This is a genomic window from Pediococcus acidilactici, from assembly GCF_016127815.1.
In the GTDB taxonomy this organism is placed as follows: domain Bacteria; phylum Bacillota; class Bacilli; order Lactobacillales; family Lactobacillaceae; genus Pediococcus; species Pediococcus acidilactici.
Genome location: NZ_CP066046.1, coordinates 1,204,894 through 1,231,349, shown reverse-complemented (window position 1 = coordinate 1,231,349; position 26,456 = coordinate 1,204,894). Strand labels below are relative to the sequence as shown.

Below are 26,456 nucleotides of genomic sequence, written 5' to 3'. Positions count from 1 at the left end.
ATGGGTTTAATTGATTTACATTGTCACATTCTGCCAGGGGTTGACGACGGCGCGAAAGACCTACCGATGGCGCTCGACATGGCGCGCGAAGCGGTTAAACAAGGAATTTCACACATTTTATTAACGCCGCATCACATGGACGGAATGTACACCAATCATAAAAAAGACGTTATTGCTAAAACAAATGCTTTTCAAGCTGAATTAGACAAAGCGGGAATTCCGTTGACGGTTTTTCCCGGGCAAGAAGTGCATTTGACTGGTGAATTGTTAGACGCAATTGACCAAGACGACATCTTATTTATGGATGAAGCGGGTAAGTATCTGTTGCTCGAATTTCCGCACAGCGGAATTCCAGAGTACGCAGAAGATATGGTCTTTGAGCTAATTGCCCGGGGTATCACTCCGGTGCTGGCCCATCCTGAACGAAATCACGGATTTCAAAAAAATCCGGATCGGTTATACGATTTCATCGAAATGGGTTGCTTATCGCAATTGACCAGTAGCAGCTACCTGGGCGTGTTTGGCAATCACGTCGAAGAGCTGACGCAACGCTTCATTGACGCTAACTTAGGTTTTATCTTTGCGTCCGACGCCCATAATTTTAAGGGACGGCGGTTCTTAATGCGGGACGCATTTAATAAGTTAACGAAGAAAACTACTGAAAGAAAGGCAACAAGTTTTAACTACAACGCAAAGGCAATCGTAAATGGGGACTCGATTGCTACGGACGATATCCTGCACGTATCGGAAGTTAAAAAAAGAAAGAAAAAGAGGTTCTGGTTGTTCTAAAATGGAGATTAAAATGACAGAAAATAAAAAAATTGTGATTGATGAGCAATATCAAAATCGACGTTTTATTTATCATTTTTTTAAGCGAGCAATAGACATCATTGCAAGTGGTGCAGGTTTAATTTTGTTATCCCCATTATTTTTAATAATTAGCCTAGCAATTAAGGCCGAAGATCGGGGACCAATTTTTTATTCACAAATAAGATTGGGAAAAGGTCAGCGGCCTTTTAAAATGTATAAATTTAGATCAATGATCGTCGATGCTGATAAAAAGCTTGAAGATTTACTTGAAAAAAATGAGGTCGATGGGGCCATGTTCAAGATGAAACACGATCCCCGGATTACTAAGGTGGGGAGGTTCACGCGCAAACATAGTTTGGATGAACTCCCACAATTATGGAACGTTTTGGTTGGTGACATGACCTTAGTTGGCCCGCGTCCACCGCTGGAACGGGAAGTTGCGGAATATTCAGAATACGATCGTCAACGGCTAGCCGTAAAACCTGGTTGTACAGGCTTATGGCAAGTTAGTGGTCGAAATGATGTGGATTTTGATGGAATGGTTGAGCTAGATCTGAATTATATACAAAATAGTGGTGTTTTTTTGGATTTGAATATTCTTCTTAGAACAGTACTAATAGTTTTTAAGCCAAATGGTGCGTATTAAGAAAGTAGGGAAGACATTGGTTAAAATTTCAGCATCTATTGTGCTATATAACAATGATGTAACAGAAATTAAAAAATTGGTAAGTAATTTTTTTGAGGTTACTACGGATATAGAAGAAGTAAAACTTTTTTTAGTGAATAATTCTCCAGATAACGTCGATTTATCAAAAAAATTATTAGAAATTTCTAAAAATAACAAACAAATTTTTACAATCCTCCCTACCAAAAACAAAGGTTTTGGGGCTGGGCATAATTTAGTATTAGATAAGATTAATAGCGATTTTCACTTTGTTTTAAATCCTGATATAACAATACGCAGTAAAAATGAAATTAATGTAATGATCGACTTTATGGAAAATAATGAGAAGTATGGGCTTCTTTCTCCGTTAATTAAGTATCCAGATGGCAGCATTCAGCATCTATTAAAAAAAGAGTCTACACTTTTAGATATGGCACTAAGGTTTATTGGAGGTCCCTTTTTTAAAAAACGCAAGCAATATTTTGTGAACTTACCTGATGGATATTCAAAAATTCACCATGCAGATAATGTTCCGGGATCTTTTATGATGTTTAGAACTCAAATCTTTAAAGAGATTAAGGGGTTTGATGAGAAGTACTTTCTCTACATGGAAGATAGTGATATTACAAAAAAAGTTAATGAAGTATCAGATGTTGTTTTTTTTCCTGATGCAGTTGTTTATCATGAGTGGCAAAGACAAAATAGGAAGTCAATTAAAGGGATTAAGCAAATGCTAAAAAGTATGTATATTTACTTTAATAAGTGGGGTTGGAAATTATGGTAATGGATTTTAAGATTGATTTTGTTGTGTCATGGGTCAATGGTCAAGATCCAAAGTGGTTAAAAAAATATATAAAGTATAAAGATGACGATACTTTAGATGTAAAAAATGCTAGGTTTAGAGACTACGGTATCTTTAAATACTGGTTTAGAGCAGTAGAACAGAATGCACCGTGGGTAAATCACATATATTTAGTAACAGATAGTCAGAAACCAAGTTGGTTAGAAGATAAAAATTCTAAGATTACGGTTATTGACCATAGTGAAATTATTAATGAGCAATATAGACCTGTTTTTAACTCTAATGCTATCGAACTTAACTTATATAAAATAAAAAATTTAGAAGAACATTTTGTATATTTTAATGATGATATGTTTTTAAATAAGCCTGTTAAGCCTACCGATTTCTTCTCGAAAAGTGGGTTGCCTAAAGATACAGCAGGGTTAAATGCTATCCAACCACTATATGATTTTGATTATATACATACTAACAACATGCGCATTATCAATCAGGAATTTGACAAAAAGAAAGTCATGAGAAAACAATTTTTTAAATTTATTAATCCCATTAATTTAGAGTTAAATATTTATACGATGTTGCTTTTTTTCTGGCCTAAATTCACACGATTCTTTGATTTACATTATCCATACTCTTTTTTAAAGTCAAACATGAAGAATGTTATAGAAGAAAATAATGAGGCTTACACCAAAACTATGAATGATCGTTTTAGAAATAAAAACGATATTTCAATATGGTTGGTCAGATATTATTCTTTGGTACAAGGTGATTTTTCTATCAGAAGCCCACGAGTAGGAAAAATATATGATTTGAAAGACGACTACAGAAAAGCTTTACTTGATGTAAAAAAAAGTAAGCATAAAATGATAGTTTTAAACGATGATTCTAAGATAGATGAGGCACTTTTCGGAAAAATATCAAAGGGGTTAATAGATGTTTTTAATGTGAAATATCCGTTAAAATCATCTTTTGAAAAGGGAGATTAGAGTGAGGACACTTGACAAGTTTTTTATTACGTTTATGTTGCTTTTGCAAATTAATTTTTTTGATTTAATAAATACACAAACAAGTTTTTTAGCCAGTTTCACGTCATATTCGCAGAAAAAACTATTATTAGTAGTAGCCTTTATATATATATTCATTAGAAGTATTGCCTATGGTATTGATTTTAGGCGCAAAAAAAATTATTTCTTATTTGTTGCTTTATTTCTGATATCTTGGTTAGCTGTATTATTGGCTACGGTTTCCACTTATGGGCAACCTGTAATTAAGACTTTTTTTGTTAGCTATTATTTTTTATTAATAGTATTGTATTTTCCATTTTCAGAAGCAATTTCTTCTAAAGAGTCATGGATTAATTTGATGAAGATTTTTACAAATTTTGCTTTTATACTTTCATTAATCAAAATCTTTCAATCTATTTTCATATCTAAATTTGGCAAAGTTATCTTTTTTATGAGCAATAATGACTATAATACTGCAACCTCTATGAGATTTGTAAAATTAGGTTTTACTAGAATGCCATCGTCTTCTGACTTTATATTTGTTGCTTTGTTACTAATAATATTCTCAATTGTATCCGGGTTGAACCTGTTTAATCGTTGGAAGTATACATTGTATATTGGAGTATACGTTGCTTTTATTTTCTTAGTGGGTCAAACTAGATCGTACATAGTTATGACTATGCTAGTTTTATTGTTATTTATCCTTTGGTTCATAAATAGGCATTTTGGAAGAGACCTCGTAATATTAACTCTAGGTATTTTAACTATTCCGGTGTTGTATTTTATGGTCAAATTTATTATCAATATTATCTTTGGTAATTCTTCTCGTGGAATTTCTTTGTCAATTCGCCAAGAAGCGATGAGATATTATTTACAAAACATATCACTGCATAAATGGTTTTCTATAGGTTTTGCTAGGGATGATGTTTTTCCAAATCTTGTGCATAATAAACATGTAGATATTATCGGTAACGTTTATTCGTATAATTATGATGATGTTGGTATGATTGGATTAATTGCACAATATGGTTGGCTAGGGGTTTTTAATATACTTGTATATTTTGTGACGACTGTTAGCCTTTTTATTAAGTCACATTCGAAATATTTGTTTTTAGTTGTATTCGTTTTAATATTTGGCAGTTGGATTAGTACGTCACTGTTTGATCCACAGAGGATTTTATACTTACCATTGCTACTTGTTTTAATGGATAGTATATCGGATGGTACGTTGGAAGTAGATTTTCATGGAGGAAACAGGCGTGTCTAGATTATGCAATATTTATGATTGTTTTGGAGTTATTGAAGGAAATAAGTTTATTTTAATAAAGTTATGTGCATTATTTTTGAAAAAGTTTTTCATCAAAACAAACAAAAAATTTTTATCTCTTGGGAAAATGGCACGTAAGTTAACGACTATCACAGATAAAATGGTCGAAAAATATATCTTTCAAGAGTATGAGGATATCTATAAGAAATATGAAAATATGACTTGGCATGAGGGGGAAGTTCCGGAAGAAAAAATAATATGGACAGCTTGGTTACAGGGGTTCAATGATATGCCACAGATAGTAAAGAAGTGTATAGAGTCTTTAAAGAAGAATTCAAATGGCTATGAAGTTAAAGTTATTACATTAAAAAATATACATGAATACATTGAAGTTAATCCTAAAATCTATTCTGAATTTAAAAAGGGAAACATTAAGCCTGCTCACTTTACAGACTACATTCGAATGAAACTTTTAAGAGATTATGGTGGTATTTGGCAAGACGCGACCCATTTTATGATTAAGCCTTTGGACAATAAGATTTGGAACCCGAAATTACTAGTATGGAATAAAATTTACGACGTTACTGATAAAAAGAGTGAATATATCGCCATTCCTTTTGTAGAAGGATTTAATAACAGTTTTTTAGTTGGAAAAAAGGGAGCTACTTTTTACGAGTTTGCTTTAGAAATTACAGAAAAGATATTGCTTGATAAAGTAATAAAATTTGATTACTTTGCTAATTTTAAAGCTTACTTTGCAGGAAAAAATAATATTGCACAACTAAGTACTTGGTGGGAAGATATGCCAATAATCAACCCTTATGGAATGGTAGGTATGCAATTGTGGAATAAACCAGTAAATGAACAAATAAAAAAAATTATAGAAAATAAAAAAAATTATTTTTTTAAATTGACTTATAAGAAAGAATGGGTTCCTACAGTAAATAGCAAGATAACTACTGAAGAGTTTATAATGGAGAATTTTTAAAAGATGAAAATTGCTGTTGTTCTAAATTTTAATAATTATAAACAAAGTATAGAATGTGTGGATAATCTTATACAGAATGGAATGGATAGGATAGTACTTGTAGACAATATGTCTGCTAATGACTCTTTTGAAGTCTTAAAACAAAATTACATTGATGAAGAAAGAGTTTCTGTTGGGCAAACTAATGCTAACTTAGGTTATGCGAGTGGAAATAACTTTGGCTTCAGATTGATCGAAAAACTATATGGGGTGTCAAAGAACAATATAATCTACGTAGTCAATCCAGATTCTTTTCCAGATTTAAATGCAGTAAATGCTGTACATAAATTTATTCAGGAAAATTTTGATACAGGCGCCGTCACGACGAAAATAAATGGAACTTTAAAATCTGCTTGGCACCATTTAACTCCAGTAACAGGTTTTATGTTTAATTCCTGGATTTTTAGATGGATATCCTTAAAGATGGGTGTTAGAGAAGGTGGTATGTATAGAAATAGCAGAAATATAATACCTGTTGATATTGTTATGGGCGCATTTTTTGGAATTAGACAAACTACTTTTAAAAAGGTTGGTTATTTCGATAGCAATACATTCTTGTATTATGAAGAAGAAATTCTCTTTGTAAGATTAAAACGAATAAACAAACAAAATTATTTATTAACTGATTATAATTTTAAGCATATAGGCAGAGGGTCTACAGAATTACCGAAATTGAAATTTAAAAAAATTAACGATAGTAGTAGATTATACTTATTATCTAATTACTACGGTATATCAAAGAGTTATAAAATGTTCTATAGATTGGTTAACCGCATAGATAATTTTTTGTTAAGGGTACTGCATAGAGCTTAAAACGGAGGAGGAATTTTCGTGAAAGGAATAATTTTAGCTGGCGGTTCGGGTACAAGGTTATACCCGATAACTAAAGCGACAAGTAAGCAGTTAGTGCCAATTTATGATAAACCAATGATTTATTATCCACTATCGGTGCTAATGCTTGCTGGAATTAAGGATATTCTGTTGATTTCTACACCGGATTTCATCGATCAATTTAAAGTTTTATTTGGTGATGGCTCACAACTTGGAATTAATATCCAATATAAGATTCAAGAACAACCTAACGGTTTAGCGGAAGCATTTATTTTAGGCGAAGATTTTATTGGTAATGATTCCGTTGCTTTGGTTTTAGGCGATAACATTTTTTATGGTGCTGGACTTTCAAAGCTTTTACAAGAAGCAAGTGAAAAGACGTCTGGAGCAACAGTTTTCGGATATCAAGTTAAAGATCCAGAGCGTTTTGGGGTTGTTGATTTTGATGACGATGGTCACGCAGTTTCCATTGTTGAAAAGCCAAAGCATCCAAAAAGTAATTTTGCTGTAACTGGCTTATATTTCTACGATAATGATGTGGTTGAAATTGCTAAGCAAATAAAACCTTCTGATCGTGGAGAACTAGAAATTTCAGATATTAATGATACATATTTGAAAAGGGGAAACTTAGATGTGCAAGTTATGGGACGAGGCTACGCATGGCTAGACACGGGAACCCATGACTCATTGTTAGAAGCATCAAGTTTCATTGCCACAATTCAAAAACAACAAAACTTAAAGGTCGCGTGTCTTGAAGAGATTGCTTATCGAATGGGATATATCGATCGGGAGCAAGTATTTAAGTTAGCGCAACCCTTAAAGAAAAATGACTATGGTAAGTATTTATTAAGATTGATTGAGGGGTAAGAAATAAGCTATGGGAAAATTAAAAGTAACGACAACAAATCTACAAGATGTAAAGATTATCGAGCCAGCTGTTTTCGGCGATCATCGTGGTTTCTTTACTGAAACATATTCAGATCGTGATTTCAAGGATGCTGGAATTGATTTTGACTTTGTTCAAGACAACCAATCGCTTTCTGCACAAGCAGGTGTTTTACGTGGATTACATTTTCAACGCGGGAAGGCTGCTCAAACTAAATTAATTCGGGTTGTTACCGGAGCTGTTCTTGACGTGATTGTTGACGTACGGAAGGGCTCCCCTACATACAAACAATGGGAAGGTTACATTATTTCAGAAAGCAACCATCGTCAGCTACTAGTTCCAAAGGGCTTTGCGCATGGCTTTGTTACCCTTACTGACAACGTAAACTTTTTATACAAATGCGATAATTACTACAATGCTGAAGCAGATGGTGGAATTTCATTCAAGGATCCAGAGTTAGGTATTAACTGGCCAATTGATTTTGACATGGCAATTACTTCTGAAAAAGATGCAGCTCAACCAACATTTGCAGAATTTGAAAAAGATAATCCTTTTGTTTACGGTGAAATTTAAGGAGTGCTGAGAATGAAGAATATTATTGTTACCGGTGGTGCTGGGTTCATCGGTTCTAACTTTGTCCATTATGTAGTCGAAAATCATCCGGAAGTGCACGTTACTGTACTAGATAAGTTGACGTATGCTGGGAACCGCGCTAACTTAGCGGGATTGCCAGAAGAGCGTGTTGAATTAGTGGTGGGGGATATTGCGGATGCAGAACTAGTTGATAAACTAGTTAAAGATGTGGACGCGGTTGTTCATTACGCCGCTGAAAGCCACAATGATAACTCACTAATTGATCCTAGTCCATTCATCCAAACAAATATCGTTGGTACTTATACTTTAATAGAAGCTTGTCGGAAATATGGAGTTCGTTTCCACCATGTTTCTACAGATGAAGTTTATGGAGATTTACCATTGCGTGAGGATCTCCCCGGACATGGTGAAGGTGAAGGGGAAAAGTTTACTCCAGAATCTAGATACAAACCAAGTAGTCCTTATTCTTCATCAAAAGCCAGTTCTGACTTATTAGTTAGAGCTTGGGTAAGATCTTTTGGGTTAAAAGCAACAATTTCCAATTGCTCTAATAACTATGGTCCTTATCAACATATTGAAAAATTTATTCCTCGCCAGATCACTAATATTTTGAGTGGTATTAAGCCTAAATTATATGGTACAGGAAAAAATGTGCGTGATTGGATTCATACTAACGATCATTCTCGGGCAGTTTGGACAATTTTAACAAAAGGTAAAATTGGCGAGACTTACCTAATTGGTGCAGATGGCGAAAAGAATAATAAAGAAGTACTTGAGTTAATTTTACAAGAAATGGGACAACCAAAAGATGCATACGAACAAGTTAAAGATCGTCCAGGACATGACTTAAGGTATGCAATCGATTCAACCAAGTTACGTGAAGAATTAGGTTGGAAACCTAAATATACGAATTTCGAAGATGGATTGCGTCACACAATTGAATGGTATAAGAACCACGAAGATTGGTGGAAAGATGAGAAAGCAGCTGTGGAAAAGAAATATGCTGCTAACGGACAATAATAAATTTAAATTAATATAGTAGGCGTATGCCTACTTTTTTTGGAGGTTAACATGGAAAATCTAGTAATTGGTGCAAATGGACAGCTAGGTACGGAATTAAGAAATTTATTCGACGAAAAGGATATTAAATACACAGCTACAGATGCTAAAGAATTAGATATTACCAATCGTGACGTTGTAATGAATTATTTTGAAGAAAACACTCCAAAATACGTATTTCATTGTGCAGCGTTTACTGCAGTAGATGCTGCTGAAGAAGAACCTGGAAAATCAATTAATCAAAAAGTTAATGTTGACGGAACCAAGAATGTAGCAGAAGCTGCCGAAAAGGTTGGAGCAACTTTAATTTATATTAGTACAGATTATGTTTTTGATGGTAATAATGGTGGAATGTATACGGAAGATGACCAACCAAATCCAAAAAACGAATACGGTCGTACTAAGTATGAAGGGGAAAAAATAGTTGCTGAAACAATGAGTAAGTACTATATTATTCGGACCTCTTGGGTATTTGGACAATATGGCAAAAACTTTGTATTCACGATGTTAAATTTGGCTAAGACGCATGACAAGCTTACCGTAGTTAACGATCAGGTTGGGCGTCCAACCTGGACAAGAACCCTAGCAGAGTTTATGCTATATGCAGTTCAAAATAACATTGCGTATGGACTCTATCAATTATCTAACGATGGTGAATGTTCGTGGTTTGAATTTGCAAAAGAAATTTTAAAAGATACTGAAGTAGAAGTATCACCAGTAACATCGGCAGAATACCCTCAAAAGGCTTACCGACCAAAGCATTCAGTTATGGATTTAAGTAAAACTAAGGGTACTGGTTTTAAAGTTATCGATTGGAAAGAGGCACTTTCTAAGTTTTTGGAAAACGTGGATTAGTGAGGATTGATTAAATGAAAGTTGTTAAGAACTATTTGTACAACGCCTTCTACCAAATATTTGTTCTTTTAGTTCCTTTGGTTACTACACCATACCTTTCAAGAGCTTTAGGACCCCAAGGCGTGGGGATTAATTCATATACTAATTCAATTATTCAATATTTTATTCTCGCTGGTAGTATTGGGATAAATATTTATGGTAACAGACAAATTGCTTTTGTCAGAGACAATAAAAAAGAAATTACAAAGACTTTTTATGAAATATTCTTTCTGAGAATTATTACGATAACCGTTGCGTATATATTCTTTGTAGCTTTTTTATTTTTAACAAAAGAATATAGATCATATTATATAGCACAATCGATTTCTATCATTGCAGCAGCTTTTGATATATCGTGGTTCTTTATGGGTGTCGAAAATTTTGCTGTAACAGTACTTAGAAATTTAGTAATAAAGATAATATCACTGTTCTGCATATTTACTTTTGTAAAAGATTTTAATGATTTGTTTACGTATATACTCATTCTGTCACTATCATTGTTATTTGGAAATCTGACTTTATTTCCTAATTTAAAACGTTATATTGGAAAACTTGATTTTAAATCACTTAATATAATAAAGCATTTTAGCCCATCTATAGCTTTATTTATTCCGCAAGTTGCCATTCAAATTTACTTAGTAGTAAATAAAACCATGTTGGGAACTCTGGATACGGTTGTGGCAGCGGGATTTTTTGATCAATCTGATAAGGTAATAAAATTAGTATTGGCGGTTGTTACCGCTACAGGTACAGTAATGTTGCCCCATGTAGCAAATGCATATATGCGAGGCGATATACAGAAAACAAAAGAATCATTATATAGTAGCTTTTCATTCGTATCAGCGCTGTCAATTCCGATGATGTTTGGAATGATTGCAGTCACAAGTAAATTTGTACCCTTGTTTTTTTCAAAAAAATTTATTGCTGTGATTCCACTTATGCAAGTAGAATCAATAGTCATACCAATAATTGCTTGGGGCAGTGCTATAGGTGTGCAGTATTTGTTACCTACAAAGCAAAATAAGAGTTATACAGTTTCTGTAGTTTTAGGAGCTATAGTAAATATTGTGATAAATATTCCTTTGATTTTGTGCCTAGGAGCTTTTGGAGCAAGTATTGCTACAGTCTGTTCAGAGATGACGGTAAGCGGATATCAACTTTTTGCTATTAGGAAACAAATTAGTTATAAAAAATTATTTCATGATTTTGGAAAATATTTGTTTGCAGGATTTTTAATGTTTGTGGTTGTATTTTTTATAAATAAAAAATTAAATTACTCATGGGGAGCACTAGGAATAGAAGTCATAATAGGTGCTATAACTTATCTAGGAATGCTATATATTTTAAGAACAGATATTTTAAAAGAAGCCAAAAGCATTTTAAAGAAAAGATGATAGTTTTTTCAAATTTAATTGGAATCTTAGTGAAGTATTTAAACAATTAAAATGCTAATAGAAAATAATAGCGCATTAAAATACATGTGTAGCTAATAACCCTTGTTAACTTAACTAATAAATGGTAACATGTCTATTGATCTATGAAATATATTTATCTAACAAGAAAAAGTCGTCAATCACCCTGATTGACGACTTTTTTTGTTGCAGTGGATATATTTACCAAATCACGTATTTATTTTCATGAAATTTCACTAAAAGTAATTAACCTAATTATCAAAAAAATCATTCAAATGTATGCGCTTTAATGATACTGTTATAGCTGACAAACAGTATGTTTTAAAACATAAAAAATTAAAGTTAATGTGGTAATGTATCGCCATTCTAATTGCAAGTGGAGATAAATATGCTGTTATTAAAAAAGTTTATGTTTCCAATTTTTTTGAGAGATATTGATATTTTTACGGGAAGGGGTAACACATGATTAATTCTAGTCTTATAAAAAAATGCCTTTTAGGCGTAGTCTGTGGGCTAAGTATCGGAATTTTACTAAGCGAAAACAGATATTTTGTTAAAGCTGACACGGTAGAAGATTACAAAAATGTCTTAGATATAAGTGGCAATCCGACTGCAAATTTCTATTCAAAGAATAAGAAAGTATCTACCAATAAGTATTCATCTTTTTCGGATCAAGGTGCTTGGCATGCTTATTATTTGCCAAAAGAAGGGGTATCTTCGACGTATGGTGGTTTCCCGGGACCCATGATCATTGCTGAAGAATATCCAGTCAATTTGTCGCACCAAATTTCTAAGCTACATATTATCAACGCAAAAACGAATAAAGAATTTAACTTTGCGGACGCTAAGAGAAGTTTTAACTATTATCCAGGTCGTTTGAACCAGGTTTATAAGTTTAAAAATATGACGGTCACTTTGGATCTGATTTTTACTGATAGCCGCACGGCAATGGTTAGAACAAACATTCAAAATACTGGCAAGACTAATCTAAGTTTAAAAGCGTACTGGACGGGAGACATTATCAATAAGTTAAAGACCCGGGAAAAGAAAACGGTTAATTTTAAACAGCAGTTAGTGAAAGGAACTAACGGGGTAAAGGTCAAATTTTCGAAGGTTAGAAACGATAACTATTATATGACCACTGCTGGTAATCAGTTTAACGTGGTTTACAGCGCGCCAGTTAAAACTAGTATCAAGGGTGACAAATACAAGAGTAGTTTAAATAAAACTCTTACCGTTAAACCAGGCGAAAGTCAAACCTTAGAATCTACCCAGTCTTATACCTTTACAAAAAAAGAGGCGGATGCTGAAGTAGCAAAGGCCAATAATGATTTTGCAAATGTAGATACCCTCTTCCAACAAAACGAAAATCGTTGGAATAACTATATCACTAAGGCAACGGAGAATGATAAAAGTAAGAAGGAAGTTGCTAACAAAGCCAAGTATGATCGGGCAGCAGTTAAAGGAATGGAAACTTTAGTAACCAATTGGATAAGCCCAGCTGGAGAATTAAAACATGATGGAATCGTTCCTTCGATGTCTGACCAATGGTTCGAAGGCTTATGGGCATGGGATTCATGGAAACATGCCGCTGCCGTGGCAGAGTTTGACCCAGAGTTAGCGGAAAGTTCAATTAAGGCGTTATTCGATTACCAAATTACTAAAAAAGATAAGGTGCGTCCGCAAGATGCCGGGATGATTCCCGATGCCATCTTCTACAACAAGAATAAGGAACGCGGTGGGGATGGAATTAACTGGAATGAACGTAATTCTAAGCCACCATTAGCTTCATGGGCAGTTTGGCAGGTTTATAAATCAAATCAGGATAAAGCTTTTTTGAAGGAAATGTATCCTAAGTTGGTTGCCTACCATGATTGGTGGTACTCCAATAGGGATTACAATAAGGACGGTTTAGTTGAATATGGCGCAACGGTCGATCCATTGCATTACAAGAAGAATAAGCACAATCAGAAAGTTGTTAATAAAGAAGAAGTAATTCTTGCTTCCGCATGGGAATCTGGAATGGACAATGCGGTAAGGTTTGATGCTACTGGAGTGGGCAAGGCTGATAAAGGTGTTAAAGTTTATCCAGATAAGGACAGCAAGGGTAAGGTTGTTGGATATTCAGTTAACCAAGAGTCCGTTGACTTGAATTCTTACTTGTACGCTGATAAGGGATTTTTAGCGGCGATTGCTAACGAACTCGGATATACCGCCGATGCTGAAAAATATACCGCTGAAGCCTCACAATTACAAAATAAGATTCAATCTAAAATGTTTGATAAGAAAACCGGGTTCTTCTACGACTTACAAAGTAACAAAGATGGATCGACTCTGTTGCTTTCAAATCGAGGGAAGGGTCCTGAAGGGTTGATTCCGCTTTGGGCAAGGGTTGCAACGACTGATCAAGCAGCTCAGGTAAAACAAGTATTGATGAATAAAAAGATGTTTAACACGTACATGCCTTTCCCAACTACTTCGCGGGATAACAAAAAATTCACTGCAACCCAATATTGGAGAGGACCAGTTTGGCTGGATCAAGCGATGTTTGGTATCGAAGGGTTACAGAATTATAACTACAATTCTGAGGCACTTAAGCAAACCGAAAAGCTATTCGACCACGCCGAAGGATTAACGGGAAGCGGACCAATTCGTGAAAACTATAACCCATTAAATGGAGACGGTTTGAATTCGTCAAACTTCTCTTGGTCTTCAGGGGTATTTTACATGTTGCACCACAATGTTTTAGGTGATGACCAAACGTCGTCGCAGCAGTATTTTAAGTAGGACAGGTTAAATTTACTGAATAGGTTTAATAAAAGCCGTCAATTATATAGATTGAGGGCTTTTTAGTATGCACAATTTATCCAAAAAAATTAGTCGTAATAGTTTAGTGACCATTGCAATGGTCATAAGTCTGTGTGTATAAAAATGAAAGCGTTTTAATATATAAGTTGAAGGGAGGGAATGTTACGGATAAGAGGGGCAAGCGCATCATCTATTTATTGATGAATCAAGAAAACTACGTATCAGCTGAAAAATTAGCAAAAAAGCTGGATGTTTCCCTTAAGACAGTTTATCGAACAATCAACGCAATTAATAAAAATTATCGAAATGGGCCGCTTATTTTATCAGAACGAGGACAAGGATACAAACTTGATTATTCAAAATATATAAGTACTGACGAAGGAAAAAAGCCAAATTCTATAAATGATGAACTACCAATTCAACGGCGTAATCAAATTATGAAAGTGTTGCTAAAAGAAGCTCCAGCTAAAGTGCGGATAAAGACGTTGTTCGATAAATATTATATTAGTGACTCATCGAAAATTAGTGACGAAAAATTTATTAAACATGTGTTAAATAAATACAATCTTGAGGTGCATCGATCAAATGAATATCTTAGCGTTTCTGGAGCAGAATTTAATATTCGACAAGCAATTAAGGATTTAACTGATGACCGAGATGTCATTGATTTAAAACAAATTCTCAAAAATGACAATTTTACGAGGAAATATGATGTTCGGTTTGTATTTAAGCAGATTGATTTAATTGAAAGCAGAATAAAAAGTACAATCCCTTACCCATATAATGTAAATCTATTTACGCATATGTACATTTTAGTTGACCGTACGAGAAACCAGGGCAAGCGACAAGTGGCGGAATCGTCCAAAGAAATTAGCGAATATTTCAGAAAAATTGAGCCTACAAACTTATTGAAAATAGTTTCTGAAGAAGTTATCCAAAATATTGAGCACTATGTGCATAAAAAGTTATCACGAAACGAAGCTTACTATCTATATGAATATTTAATTTCCTCGCGCTTGCCGGGAGTAGCCCAAAATATTCGAAACGATGGTAAGACGATTAATTTTACTAATTATTTAATCGAAACTGTTGAAAACATAAGTGGCAAAAAATTTACCGATTCTAGTTTTCATAATCGATTAATGGAACATGTTAGACCAATGCTTAATCGATTGGAGAATGGAATCAAAATTAATAACAGCTTATTAGTACAGATTCGAATTGAATACGGCGAAATGTTTAATTATATAAAACAGGCAACTCAATTAATAACGGATAGGTTGAAAGTTCCTCAAATAGATGAAAATGAAATAGGGTTTCTTACTTTATATTTTGCAATGGCGCTTGAAGAAGAGAGTCCACAAATACCGACCTTGATAATGTGTGCGACCGGGGTGGGAACCTCTGAATTACTAAGAGTAAAAGTTGAAAAGAAATTTCCTGATTTGAAAATTGTTGAGACTATTTCGAGTTTTAATTTAGCAATGGCACTAAAAAAACATCCAGAGACAAGGTTAATTATTTCTACTATTCGATCATCTTCACAGGTAGACATACCTGTGGTGGTTGTTAGCGCCATGCTTACAAAAGAAGATGAAGATAACGTTAAAAAAGCGGTGAGGAACATACAGTGGAAAGTTTAGTAGATAGTTATGCAATTTGGAATTTAAATAGTCACAGTAAAGAAGAGCTTTTTGAAGAAGTCGCTAAGTTTTTAGAAGAAAATCACCTAATTAGTGAACGGCAAGATTTATTTAGAGAACTTAACCAACGAGAAAATCTGGGAAGTACTATGATTGACGATTTGATTGCGGCTCCGCATGCTCAAAGTAATATTTTCGTTAAAAACGTAGTAATATTTGTTTCTTTAGAAGATGCAGTAGAACTATGGGACGGAAGTTCAGCAGCACAATATTTTATTTTTTGCTGTTTACGAGAAGACATTACTCTTCCAGCAGCCAAACAAATATCTAAAATCTTAAAAAGTTTTATTAAGGACGAGGTAAAGAAGTCTCTTTACTTAGGCGATAGGGAATTGATTGAAAAAATAATTAGCGGGTAAAAGGATGAATAATGATGGATTTAGGAATTAATACAGTAATTGATAAGAAGACAATTGCAACGCATCTAAAAGTAAAGGATAAAGCAGAAGCGTTAAAAAAGCTGGCTACAATCCTCTTCAATAACGGTTATCTAAAAAACATTGACGGATATCTTAAGGACGTTTATATAAGGGAGACTCAAGGTTCCACTGGTATTGGTGAGTACGTTGCAATCCCTCATGGAAAAAGTAGCGATGTCGCAAAAATCGGGGTAGCAATTGGCATTCTGGACGACGAGATTCAATGGGAAACCTTAGATGATCATGGAGTTAAGGTAATTATTCTTTTTGCGGTAAGCGATGATCATGAAGGGGCAAGAGAACATTTAAAAATGCTGTCTTTATTTGCAAAGAAATTAGGAAAAAGTGAAGTAATAAAGAAATTACTAAAATCTAATAATGCAAAAGATGTAGTAATGGCTTTTGAAGATTAAAGTTATGAAGGGAGAACTTTAGATATGAAAATTGTAGGGGTGGCAGCTTGTACTGTAGGAATTGCACACACTTATATCGCACAACAAAAGATTGAAGAGGCTGCAAAAAAAGCTGGGTTTGAAGCAAAAATTGAAACTCAGGGCACTATTGGTATTGAAAATGAATTAACGCCTGAAGAAATCAATAAAGCAGATATAGTAATTTTGGCCGTAGACGTGAAAATAGCTGGTGAAGAACGATTTAAAGGTAAAAAGGTTGTTAAAGTTTCAACTGAAGTAGCTATCAAATCGCCAAATAAGTTAATTGAAAAATTGGGCGAATTAGCAAAGTAGTTCGCATTGATTAATTTAAGGAGAAGAAATCCATGAAAGAATTAACCAAGAAAATGAATTTAAAAGAACACCTATTAACTGCAATTTCCTATATGATTCCCATTGTTTGTGGAGCAGGTTTCATTATCGCGATTGGAATGGCATTAGGCGGTAAAGCACAAGATGCATTAGTAATTGGTAATTTTAATTTTTGGCAAGCCTTAGCAACCATGGGTGGAAAAGCACTTGGCATGTTACCGGTAATTATATCAACAGGAATTGCTTTTTCAATTGCTGGAAAACCAGGTATTGCTCCAGGATTTGTAACTGGATTGGCTGCTAATACTATTGGAGCTGGCTTTATTGGCGGAATTGTAGGCGGTTACATTGCGGGGCTCTTTGCAGTTTTAATCATGCAGCACGTAAAGGTACCTAACTGGGCTAAAGGGCTCATGCCGACTTTAATTATTCCATTTTTAGCTTCTCTTCTAAGTGGTTTAATCATGATTTATATCATTGGAACCCCAGTTGCTTGGTTCACAGGATGGTTAACAGATTTGCTAAAAGGTTTAGGTTCAACATCTAATTTGATTTTTGGTGCAGCGATTGGGGTTTTAAGTATTGTTGATTTTGGTGGACCAATTAATAAGACGGTATTTGCATTCGTATTAACTCTTCAGGCACAAGGAATTAATGGACCAGTAACAGCTTTGCAATTAGTAAACACTGCAACTCCAATTGGATTTGGGTTAGCTTTTTTAATCGCCAAAATGTTAAAGAAAAACATATACACACAAGAAGAAGTGGAAACACTTAAATCTGCGGTACCTATGGGAGTTGTAAACATCGTAGAAGGATCAATACCAATTGTAATGAATGATTTAGTACGAGGAATTGTAGCCGCCGCTATTGGTGGTATGTGTGGTGGAGCAACTACGTTAGTTTTAGGCGCGGATGCTACAGTCCCATTCGGTGGATTTTTAATGCTTCCAACTATGTCGCAACCTTTAGCAGGGTTAGCATCATTACTCGTTAATATTTTTGTAACTGGTTTAGTTTATGCAATTATCAAAAAAGATGGGAAGGTCGAAAAGGCTAACGATAATGTTGAGGAAGATATCAGTTTAGACGATTTGGAAATTAATTAATAAGCAAGGGGTAGAAATGAAAAAAGCTAGATTTTCACCATCATTAATGACGATGGACTTAGATAAATTTAAAGAACAGATTACGTTTTTGAACACTAAAGTTGATTCTTATCATATTGATATTATGGACGGACATTATGTACCTAACATTACGTTATCACCATGGTTTATGGAAGAGGTACGGAAAATTAGTAAATTACCTTTATCGGCTCATTTAATGGTAACTAATCCGTCTTTTTGGGTTAAACAACTGATCGGTATCAAAAGTGATTATATATGTATGCATGTAGAAACCTTAGATGGTCTAGCTTTTCGATTAATTGATCAAATTCACAGTGCTGGTTTAAAAGCAGGGGTAGTTCTAAATCCAGAAACACCAATAACAGTCATTGAGCCATACATTGATTTACTGGATAAAGTCACCATCATGACAGTAGATCCAGGGTTTGCAGGACAACGATTTTTAGTTTCGACTTTGGAAAAAATAAAAACGTTAAAGAAATTAAGAGAAGAATACGGGTACCAATACTTAATCGAAATGGATGGTTCATCAAACCGGGAACATTTTAAAGTTATTGATGAAGCAGGACCGGATATCTATATTGTGGGACGCAGTGGACTGTTTGGCTTGAGTTCTAATATCGAAGAGGCTTGGGATCAAATGGTTAAAGATTATGAAGAAACAACTAACAAGTCTTTATTATGATTAGACGGGAGATTGGAGAATGAGATTTACTAAAAAAGATATTGATGCGGTTAACGCAATTCGTTTTCTAAGCGCAGACATGATTGAAAAGGCGCAAAGCGGACACCCAGGTTTGCCGATTGATGCGGCACCCATGGCGTATACATTATGGGAGAAGTTCTTACAATTTAACCCACAAGATCCAAAATGGATTAATCGGGATCGCTTTATTCTAAGCGCGGGCCATGGATCGGCAATGCTTTATAGTTTATTGCATTTGAATGGCTTTGATTTACCGCTAACTGAATTGAAAAAGTTCCGGCAGCTCGGTTCTAGAACTCCAGGACATCCGGAATATGGGATGACGGCCGGTGTAGATGCCACCACCGGCCCGTTAGGCCAAGGCTTAGGGATGGCAGTCGGGATGGCAATGGCAGAACGCCACTTAGCAGCGTTGGCTAATCGCCCAGGTTACCCAGTTTTCAACCACTTCACGTATGCTTTAGTTGGTGATGGGGATCTAATGGAAGGGGTTAGTCAGGAAGCTATTAACATTGCAGGCCAAAAACAGCTCAATAAATTAATTGTTTTGTACGATTCTAATGACGTTTCGCTTGATGGACCTTTGAGTTTAAGTGCCAACGAAAACGTCGCACAGCGTTTTAAAGCTGCTAACTGGAATTACCAAAAAGTTACCGACGGCAATGATCTGGCTGGGTTGCAACAAGCGTTACAGCAAGCCCAAACTAGCGACCGACCAACCTTGATTGAAGTTAAAACGATAATCGGATATGGTACCCCGGAAAGCGGGACGAATAAGGTACATGGAAATGCCTTAGGAAAGGCTAATTTGGCAGCGATGCGCCAATTTTATCATTGGCAAGCGGCGCCGTTTGAGATTGCCCCAGAAATTTACCAACATTATCAAGAACAGGTAGCTAAAAAGCAAACGGCCTACCAAGCCTGGCAAACGATGTTCCAAGAATATCAAACAGAGTTTCCAGAAGTTTACCGCCAATTTCAAGATGCGCGCTTAGATACGACCAAGCTTAATTTAGATGACCCGGCATGGCAGGAGCCCATGGCAACTCGAACGAGCAATTCTAAAATTATGCAACAGGTTGCCGACCAGAACGTGCAATTATGGGGCGGCTCAGCAGATTTGTATTCTTCAAATAATACTCGCCTTGATGATTCGAAGGCGTTTGATGCGTTGCATCCCGAACAACGCAACGTTTATTTCGGAGTGCGCGAATTTGGTATGGCAACTGCGGTTAACGGGATTAACTTACATGGCAACACCCGGGCGTTTGGGAGCACGTTCTTTGTCTTTAGTGATTATCTCAAAGCAGCGATTCGCTTAGCGGCGATCCAGCAGATTCCAGCAGTATACATTTTCACGCACGACTCGATTGCGGTCGGCGAAGACGGACCAACTCATGAGCCGATTGAACAGCTAGCCGGATTACGATCCATTCCTAACGTGACGGTGATTCGCCCAGCCGATGCGCACGAAGTACTGGGCGCTTGGCAAAAGATTGGCCAAATTACTGATCAGCCAACGGTACTAGTGTTGACCCGCCAAAAAGTGCCATTATTAGTGCAAACGCAGGCTGATAAAGTGGCCTTCGGCGGCTATACACTTTCGCCAGCTGCCACCGCCAATCCGGACGGAATCTTGGTTGCAACGGGTTCAGAAGTCGCCTTAGCTCTACAGGCACAACAAAAACTCGCCCAAGAAAAATTGAACGTGGCAGTAGTTTCCATGCCGAGCGTCGAGCTTTTCCAAGCTCAAAGTCCGGATTATCAAGCTCAAGTTCTTCCACCAAACGTGAAGGTAAAGCTAGGACTTGAAATGGGCAGTCGCAATGGTTTAGCCACAGTGGCGAGCGCGGTAATCGGAATTGATCACTTTGGGGCAAGCGGGAACGGCACGAAAGTAGTTCAACAAGCAGGCTTCACGGTAGATAACATTGTGGAACGATTTAAAGCAAAATTAGCAGAGGCGGAAGTGAAATGATGGATGTAAATGATTTAACTATTAAGGTTTATGAAGACGGCGCGGAAATTGAGAAAATGCGAGCTGCTAGTCAGCAGGCGTTCGTTAAGGGTTTTACTACGAACCCCTCGCTATTAAAACAAGCGGGAGTGACTGATTATTTAGCTTTTGCCCGCCAAGCGGTGGCAGAATTTCCAGAGCAGGAGTTTTCTTTCGAAGTTTTTAGTAACGAACCGCAAGAAATGTTGCGGGAAGCTCAAATCTTACATGATTTAGGTCCCCGAGTGTATGTAAAAGTACCGATTATTACTACAACCGGAGAATCCACTGCGGACGTGATTAAAGAGCTATCGGCAGCGCATATTAACTTAAACATTACGGCAATCACCACGGTAGAACAGGTTGAAGTTGCCGAGCGTAATTTAGCACCAGGCACCCACAACTTAATTTCCATTTTTGTGGGACGGGTAGCTGACGCTGGAATTGATCCGCATCATTTGATTGAAAGCAGTGTAGAAATTACGAAGTCTCACCCAGAAGCATCCTTGTTATGGGCAAGTACGCGAGAAGTGTACAACGTATTTGAAGCACAACAAATGGGGGTGGATATTATTACGGTGCCACCAGCTTTAATTACGAAGTTAAGTAAAACGGGTAAAGCAGCTTTAGAAATTTCAGTGGATACGGTTAAAGGTTTCCAACGGGATATTGAGGAATCAGGATTGTCGATTTTATAACTAGCGGATGATTTTTATTAATATGAGTTTGATAACGAAATTGTACACATCCCGATTTGTTTAAATAAGCAAATAGTTTTAGTACGTTCTAACAACTTAAATTTTCCTAGAAGTATTTAAAAAGGTTTAGTTCACTTTGTGAACTAAACCTTTTTAGCTAGACGTAATGTTGTGTGATTTTATGAAGATTTTATTATTTAGTATGCATTGTTTAGTTTTTAATTCAGTTACGATAAGGTGAATTGGTGATAAACTTACATTATCAAAATAAATACTGATTTAGGAGATTTACGATGGAAAAACCAATTTATTTAAAAAAAGTGATTATAGAAGGCTTTCGATCATTTGGTAAAAAAACAGAAATTAACATTGACGACTTTAATACTTTTATCGGAAATAATGGAACCGGAAAAACAACTACTTTACAAGCACTAAATAAAATTTTTTCAACTAATCCAAAAGATAGAATTATTGAAGCAACTGACTTCTTTGTGTCACCCCAAGAAGAAAACGAGCAGACAACAAATCGGGATTTAAGTATAGATGTTATTTTTGGGATTAGTACAGAAAAACTTGAAAATGATGGACGTGCAGCGGCTATTTTTTTGAAAAATATGACAATTAATAGCCCAGAAGATGAACCGTATCTTCATATTCGACTTGAAGCTAGTTGGACATCTGAAGGTGGTGCAAGCGGGACAGTTGACTATAATACTTACTATGTTGATAGAGAAAATAATTCAACCATTGCTTCACGTTTGCAACTTAATAGTTTAAGAATGATTTATGTGCCTGCAGTCAGAAATCCAACACGTATACTAAAAGATAGTTCTCATAGCTTATTATCAAGTTTAATAAAAAATGTAGTGTGGGCAGAGCAGACAAAAGAAAAAATTAATAACGAAAACAAAAGGCTAAATAATGATTTCCTAAGTGAACGTGGTATGGCATTAATTAATGATAAAGTACGTAAAATTTGGGACGAGTTTTGTCCTGATGAAAGATATGGCGGAGCAAAATTAGAAATTTCACCGACTGATCTAGTAGCGATGAGTAAACAGACGCAAATTGTTTTTAATTCTTCGAACGTAGAACATAATTATCAAATTGATGAAATGGGAGATGGATCACGTTCTTTATTTTATATATCAACCGTGAAAACGGCTCTTGAAATTGAAAATGAACTTATTGATTTAGAAGCAGAAAATGATCCGATTATAAACGATACTCCTCCATTGTTAACGATGGTTGCAATTGAGGAACCCGAAAATCACATTTCACCACATCTATTAGGAAAACTAATGAACAGGTTGCTCGAAATTGCTAAATTAAAAAATGCTCAAGTACTGCTCACATCTCATTCACCGGCAATTGTAAAACGAGTAGACCCACTAAAAATTCGTCATTTTAGAATAAAATCTAGAGAAAAATATACAGAAGTTCATAAGTTATCGTTGCCAAACAAAGAAGACGAAGCATATAAATATATTAAAAGAGCAGTCCAGACATATCCAGAGCTATATTTTGCACAACTTGTGGTTTTAGGTGAAGGAGATAGTGAAGAAATCATTTTGCCTCGATTTTTTGAGGCTAAAAATAAAAATTTAGATGAAGCTGGAATCTCTGTTGTCCCGCTTGGGGGTAGATTTGTTAATCATTTATGGCGATTGCTAAATCAGTTAGGAATACCATATATAACGCTTTTAGACTTGGATAAAGAAAGAAAAGGTGGCGATTGGCAACGTATTAAGTACGTCATTAAAGAATTAAAGAAGTTAAAAGAAAATGATGAAGAGCTAAATGAAAAATTATCAGTATTTGAAGGCCAAAAAGTTGTAAGTAGTGAAAAAGATTTAAAGGAAGCAATAGATGCTCTAGAAAATAAAAACATTTTCTTTTCTGCACCACTAGATATTGACTTCATGATGCTAAAAGCTTATGGGGGCTTTTATAAAGGATTACTTAATGATGATGAGGGACCTAGATATAAAAACAAACAAGGTAAAAATGTTAAGGTTCCTAAAAAGAATACAAAATCTTTAGAAGAAGATTTTGTGAAAAAGATAGAGGACGCAGTAGCAGAAACATTAAAAAAAGATGGTGGTACTGGTGAATCATATAATCAAGAGGAACGTGAATTAATGATTTGGTACAATTACTTCTTTTTAGGAAGAGGAAAACCTTCTACACATATATTGGCACTATCAAGTATTGATGATGAAACTTTAAATACTAACATGCCAAAAGTAATAGAACGGTTACTTGTTAAAGCAGAATACTTACTAGAAGGTGAAAATGAAAAATGATAAAAGAAGTGTGGAACCCTCGAAATGGAATAAAATTAGAAAAAAATGCTAAAAAGGCTGTATTTTCAGAAGAAAATACTCTTATATTAGCTGGTCCTGGCGCCGGAAAAACTGAAATGTTAGCACAAAGAGCAAGTTACCTACTTGAAACTGGAAAATGTCAAAACCCATATAGAATCTTAGCAATAAGCTTCAAAAGAGATGCAGCAAGTAATTTAAAAGAGCGAGTGAAAGAGCGTACTGAAAAGAAAAATAATATACGGCTAGATTCCATAACTTTTGATAGTTTTTCTAAAAGATTAGTAGATCAATTTATAATGGCAATTCCACTAAAATGGCGACCGCCAAAAGGATATACAATAGAAGATTCAGAAATAAAGGAAACAATTTATAAAAATATAGAAAAACCAGTATATAAATATTCAAGAACAACAATAAATAATTTTTTTGACAAAATAAAAAAGCCAACTTTAGAAGAAGAACCCGATGGAGTATGGCAACTTTCTCTAAAAGGAACAGAAAATTTAAAACCGAACTTAACATTTAAAATGATCAACCAGCTCGCTATTTTCCTACTTCAAACGAATCCTAATATTAAACGTTTAATACAAAATGCATACCCATTTGTTTTTTTAGATGAGTTTCAAGATACAACAGCACTTCAATACGAGTTAATAACCGAATGCTTTAAAGATACTACTACGGTTATAACAGCCGTAGGTGATACAAAGCAGAGGATTATGGGCTGGGCTGGCGCTCTTAAAACAATATTTAAAGATTTTAAAAGGGACTTTTCAGCTAACGAGTTGTCTTTGAAAATGAATCATCGCTCAGCACCCGCATTAGTTAAATTGCAAGAATCAGTTTGCTTTTTATTAGAAGAAGGTATTGAAAATATTAGAACTTCAGAAAAATGGGGAAAAGAAGACGGGGAGATAAAATTATTCAAATCTACGAGCGAAGAAAATGAGGCTCAATTAGTAGGTGATGATATATTAAAAAGATTATCGAAAGGATTACGGCCTGAAGATATTGTTATTTTGTGTAAACAAAAACCAGACGTATATACAAAGTGCTTAAAAAATTACTTGGAAGAAAAGGATGTTCAAATTAGAGTTGAAGATCCATATCAAAGTTTACTCAAGGAGCCCGTAGTTGATTTAATATTAAAAACTATTTCAGCAGCGGATAATACTTTGGAATCGAAAGAATGGCAAGAATACATTGATATAGTGTGTAAAATCAAGCAAATTACAACAAGTGAAAATGATCGGCAGTTTGGAGAGTGCTTAAAATCGTTAAATCTTTTTTTAAAAAGTTTCAAAAAAAAACTTACTGGTGCTTTAGATTCAGAACAAGTCAAAAAAATAAAAAATGAAATTATGAGTTATTTTAAGACTGAAAGTATACAAGAAGCTTTTCCAGAATATAGAAATAAGTCTTATCTTGATAGACAGCTTGAAAATTTTTGTGATCTAATTATAAAAACCAAAGATAATGCTACAAACTGGCAGGATATAATTGATAACTTCAAAGGAAAAAATACAATTTCTATCATGACAATTCATAAGAGTAAAGGATTGGAGTATGAAGCAGTTTATTTTGTAGGATTAGAAGACCAAGGTTTTTGGAACTTTAAAAAACAACGAGATGAAGATATAAGGGCCTTTTTTGTTGCTATATCACGAGCAAAAAGAATTCTAGCATGTACGTTCTGTCAAAAAAGAAATATCGACAAGGTAAAGAGAAGACATGATGAAATTAGAGAGCTTTATAAATTATTAGATGACAATGCAGAATTTATTTGTGATTAAAATAAAACACGAGGTTGTAATTATGTAACTATTTTATAGTGATGATTATCTGAACAGGGTGGTTTATTTTTAATTAAATGTTTATAGGGATCTAGCTTAAAATAAAAATATGAATTTTTTACTTTTTATAAGTTTGCTATTAACTAGTACTGAAAGGTAACCGTTTTTTATTATCAAGTTTCGTTTGAATGGTGGTTTCTAATTACTCTACAAGGGGTTGAAAGTGCTTTTTGGTTGTGGTATTGATTGTTATAATCAACATAATCTTTTACTTTCAACAGCTATGGAATCTAGCACGTACCTATTTAATTTCAGAAAAGCAAGAGTAAATATTATAGTAGTACGCTTGTTATCGTTTAAAAGAATGTACTTTTGGGATGGTGTAAGCAGACGCTGAGATATATTTGCGCATAAAAATATTTTGCTATGATCGTTTAAAACAATCATAGGTGTTCTAATTTGTTCATCAAGTCAGCGTGATTATTCATTAATTTATTCGTTATACTTTTAACTTTGGGACGAACTTTTTCAATATCTTTGAAGTCGATTTCTCTGCCATCACGAGGCATGTTCTTTTCATCAATATTTAAAAATTCGCAATCACGTTTTAATATTTTTACTTTCTGATTCAACTTTTCTGGACTAGTCATTGTTCTCCCCCCTATATACATAACATATTATTCCAGATAAGCATAACCATTACCTTGTTATTTATTGATAAATTTAATGGAATAAATAGAGATTGATTTGTGATTGTTACAAAAAAGCAGCCACACCTTAATGAGTGTGGCTGCTATGTTTGAATAGGGGCTGTTACTTATTGTGATAAATTGAATATTTAAAAAATCCAGATTCTCAGGAACAA

At 34.8% G+C, this 26,456-nt stretch carries 24 protein-coding genes; 23 read left to right on the top strand and 1 reads right to left on the bottom strand.

The features are described 5' to 3' along the window. The 23 genes from I6H64_RS06195 to I6H64_RS06085 all read left to right on the top strand — a co-directional run bounded on the left by I6H64_RS06195 (window position 1) and on the right by I6H64_RS06085 (window position 25,591). Window positions 1-789 (top strand): tyrosine-protein phosphatase, encoded by a 789-nt coding sequence (locus tag I6H64_RS06195; protein ID WP_002829826.1) that lies wholly within the window; start codon window positions 1-3, stop codon window positions 787-789. Between the two features lies 1 nt (window position 790). Continuing rightward, window positions 791-1,456, top strand: coding sequence for a sugar transferase (locus I6H64_RS06190; RefSeq protein ID WP_008842263.1), 666 nt, complete (start codon window positions 791-793; stop codon window positions 1,454-1,456). Next, window positions 1,443-2,258 (top strand): glycosyltransferase, encoded by an 816-nt coding sequence (locus I6H64_RS06185; protein WP_008842264.1) that lies wholly within the window; start codon window positions 1,443-1,445, stop codon window positions 2,256-2,258. Before I6H64_RS06190 ends, I6H64_RS06185 begins: the two co-directional genes overlap by 14 nt. Continuing rightward, window positions 2,258-3,259 carry a stealth family protein gene (locus I6H64_RS06180; protein WP_008842265.1) on the top strand — a complete coding sequence of 334 codons (1,002 nt, stop codon included), beginning with the start codon at window positions 2,258-2,260 and terminating at the stop codon, window positions 3,257-3,259. Before I6H64_RS06185 ends, I6H64_RS06180 begins: the two co-directional genes overlap by 1 nt. Before the next feature lie 34 nt (window positions 3,260-3,293). Further along, window positions 3,294-4,544: an oligosaccharide repeat unit polymerase gene (locus tag I6H64_RS06175; protein ID WP_176594883.1), complete on the top strand. Its 1,251-nt coding sequence runs from the start codon at window positions 3,294-3,296 to the stop codon at window positions 4,542-4,544. Next, complete coding sequence (locus tag I6H64_RS06170; protein ID WP_176594882.1) at window positions 4,522-5,532, top strand: capsular polysaccharide synthesis protein; 1,011 nt, start codon at window positions 4,522-4,524, stop codon at window positions 5,530-5,532. The genes I6H64_RS06175 and I6H64_RS06170 overlap by 23 nt, the downstream gene beginning before the upstream one ends. A 3-nt stretch (window positions 5,533-5,535) precedes the next feature. Beyond that, window positions 5,536-6,384 (top strand): glycosyltransferase, encoded by an 849-nt coding sequence (locus I6H64_RS06165; protein WP_008842268.1) that lies wholly within the window; start codon window positions 5,536-5,538, stop codon window positions 6,382-6,384. Window positions 6,385-6,402: 18 nt separating this feature from the next. Next, complete coding sequence (gene rfbA / locus I6H64_RS06160; protein WP_008842269.1) at window positions 6,403-7,269, top strand: glucose-1-phosphate thymidylyltransferase RfbA; 867 nt, start codon at window positions 6,403-6,405, stop codon at window positions 7,267-7,269. 10 nt (window positions 7,270-7,279) lie between these two features. Further along, window positions 7,280-7,861, top strand: coding sequence for a dTDP-4-dehydrorhamnose 3,5-epimerase (gene rfbC / locus I6H64_RS06155; protein ID WP_008842270.1), 582 nt, complete (start codon window positions 7,280-7,282; stop codon window positions 7,859-7,861). A gap of 12 nt (window positions 7,862-7,873) precedes the next feature. Beyond that, on the top strand, window positions 7,874-8,902 hold the full coding sequence (gene rfbB / locus I6H64_RS06150; protein WP_008842271.1) for a dTDP-glucose 4,6-dehydratase: 1,029 nt from the start codon (window positions 7,874-7,876) through the stop codon (window positions 8,900-8,902). A gap of 51 nt (window positions 8,903-8,953) precedes the next feature. Then, window positions 8,954-9,796 carry a dTDP-4-dehydrorhamnose reductase gene (gene rfbD, locus I6H64_RS06145; protein ID WP_036685824.1) on the top strand — a complete coding sequence of 281 codons (843 nt, stop codon included), beginning with the start codon at window positions 8,954-8,956 and terminating at the stop codon, window positions 9,794-9,796. Between the two features lie 14 nt (window positions 9,797-9,810). Then, on the top strand, window positions 9,811-11,229 hold the full coding sequence (locus I6H64_RS06140; protein WP_008842273.1) for an oligosaccharide flippase family protein: 1,419 nt from the start codon (window positions 9,811-9,813) through the stop codon (window positions 11,227-11,229). Window positions 11,230-11,709: 480 nt separating this feature from the next. Continuing rightward, window positions 11,710-14,034: an MGH1-like glycoside hydrolase domain-containing protein gene (locus I6H64_RS06135; RefSeq protein ID WP_008842274.1), complete on the top strand. Its 2,325-nt coding sequence runs from the start codon at window positions 11,710-11,712 to the stop codon at window positions 14,032-14,034. Window positions 14,035-14,255: 221 nt separating this feature from the next. Continuing rightward, window positions 14,256-15,698 (top strand): BglG family transcription antiterminator, encoded by a 1,443-nt coding sequence (locus I6H64_RS06130; RefSeq protein ID WP_056985224.1) that lies wholly within the window; start codon window positions 14,256-14,258, stop codon window positions 15,696-15,698. After that, window positions 15,686-16,117 carry a PTS sugar transporter subunit IIA gene (locus I6H64_RS06125; RefSeq protein WP_008842277.1) on the top strand — a complete coding sequence of 144 codons (432 nt, stop codon included), beginning with the start codon at window positions 15,686-15,688 and terminating at the stop codon, window positions 16,115-16,117. Before I6H64_RS06130 ends, I6H64_RS06125 begins: the two co-directional genes overlap by 13 nt. Window positions 16,118-16,128: 11 nt before the next feature. Continuing rightward, window positions 16,129-16,590, top strand: coding sequence for a PTS sugar transporter subunit IIA (locus tag I6H64_RS06120; protein ID WP_008842278.1), 462 nt, complete (start codon window positions 16,129-16,131; stop codon window positions 16,588-16,590). A 24-nt stretch (window positions 16,591-16,614) separates the two neighbouring features. Then, window positions 16,615-16,923 (top strand): PTS fructose transporter subunit IIB, encoded by a 309-nt coding sequence (locus tag I6H64_RS06115; RefSeq protein WP_008842279.1) that lies wholly within the window; start codon window positions 16,615-16,617, stop codon window positions 16,921-16,923. A 32-nt stretch (window positions 16,924-16,955) separates the two neighbouring features. Then, on the top strand, window positions 16,956-18,050 hold the full coding sequence (locus I6H64_RS06110; RefSeq protein WP_056985227.1) for a PTS fructose transporter subunit IIC: 1,095 nt from the start codon (window positions 16,956-16,958) through the stop codon (window positions 18,048-18,050). A gap of 16 nt (window positions 18,051-18,066) precedes the next feature. Then, the gene (gene alsE / locus I6H64_RS06105; protein WP_008842282.1) at window positions 18,067-18,756 is read left to right on the top strand and encodes a D-allulose 6-phosphate 3-epimerase; all 690 of its coding nucleotides are present in this window, start codon (window positions 18,067-18,069) and stop codon (window positions 18,754-18,756) included. 19 nt (window positions 18,757-18,775) lie between these two features. After that, window positions 18,776-20,755 (top strand): transketolase, encoded by a 1,980-nt coding sequence (gene tkt / locus I6H64_RS06100; protein WP_198458921.1) that lies wholly within the window; start codon window positions 18,776-18,778, stop codon window positions 20,753-20,755. Then, window positions 20,752-21,471 (top strand): transaldolase, encoded by a 720-nt coding sequence (locus I6H64_RS06095; protein ID WP_004165293.1) that lies wholly within the window; start codon window positions 20,752-20,754, stop codon window positions 21,469-21,471. Before tkt ends, I6H64_RS06095 begins: the two co-directional genes overlap by 4 nt. Before the next feature lie 293 nt (window positions 21,472-21,764). Next, window positions 21,765-23,777, top strand: a complete 2,013-nt coding sequence (locus I6H64_RS06090) for an ATP-dependent nuclease (protein WP_056985234.1) — start codon at window positions 21,765-21,767, stop codon at window positions 23,775-23,777. Then, complete coding sequence (locus I6H64_RS06085; RefSeq protein ID WP_008842191.1) at window positions 23,774-25,591, top strand: UvrD-helicase domain-containing protein; 1,818 nt, start codon at window positions 23,774-23,776, stop codon at window positions 25,589-25,591. Before I6H64_RS06090 ends, I6H64_RS06085 begins: the two co-directional genes overlap by 4 nt. 443 nt (window positions 25,592-26,034) lie before the next feature. Here the strand turns inward: I6H64_RS06085 and I6H64_RS06080 are convergent, their stop codons facing one another. Then, window positions 26,035-26,241 carry a hypothetical protein gene (locus I6H64_RS06080; RefSeq protein ID WP_008842192.1) on the bottom strand — a complete coding sequence of 69 codons (207 nt, stop codon included), beginning with the start codon at window positions 26,239-26,241 and terminating at the stop codon, window positions 26,035-26,037. Window positions 26,242-26,456 lie beyond the last annotated feature (215 nt).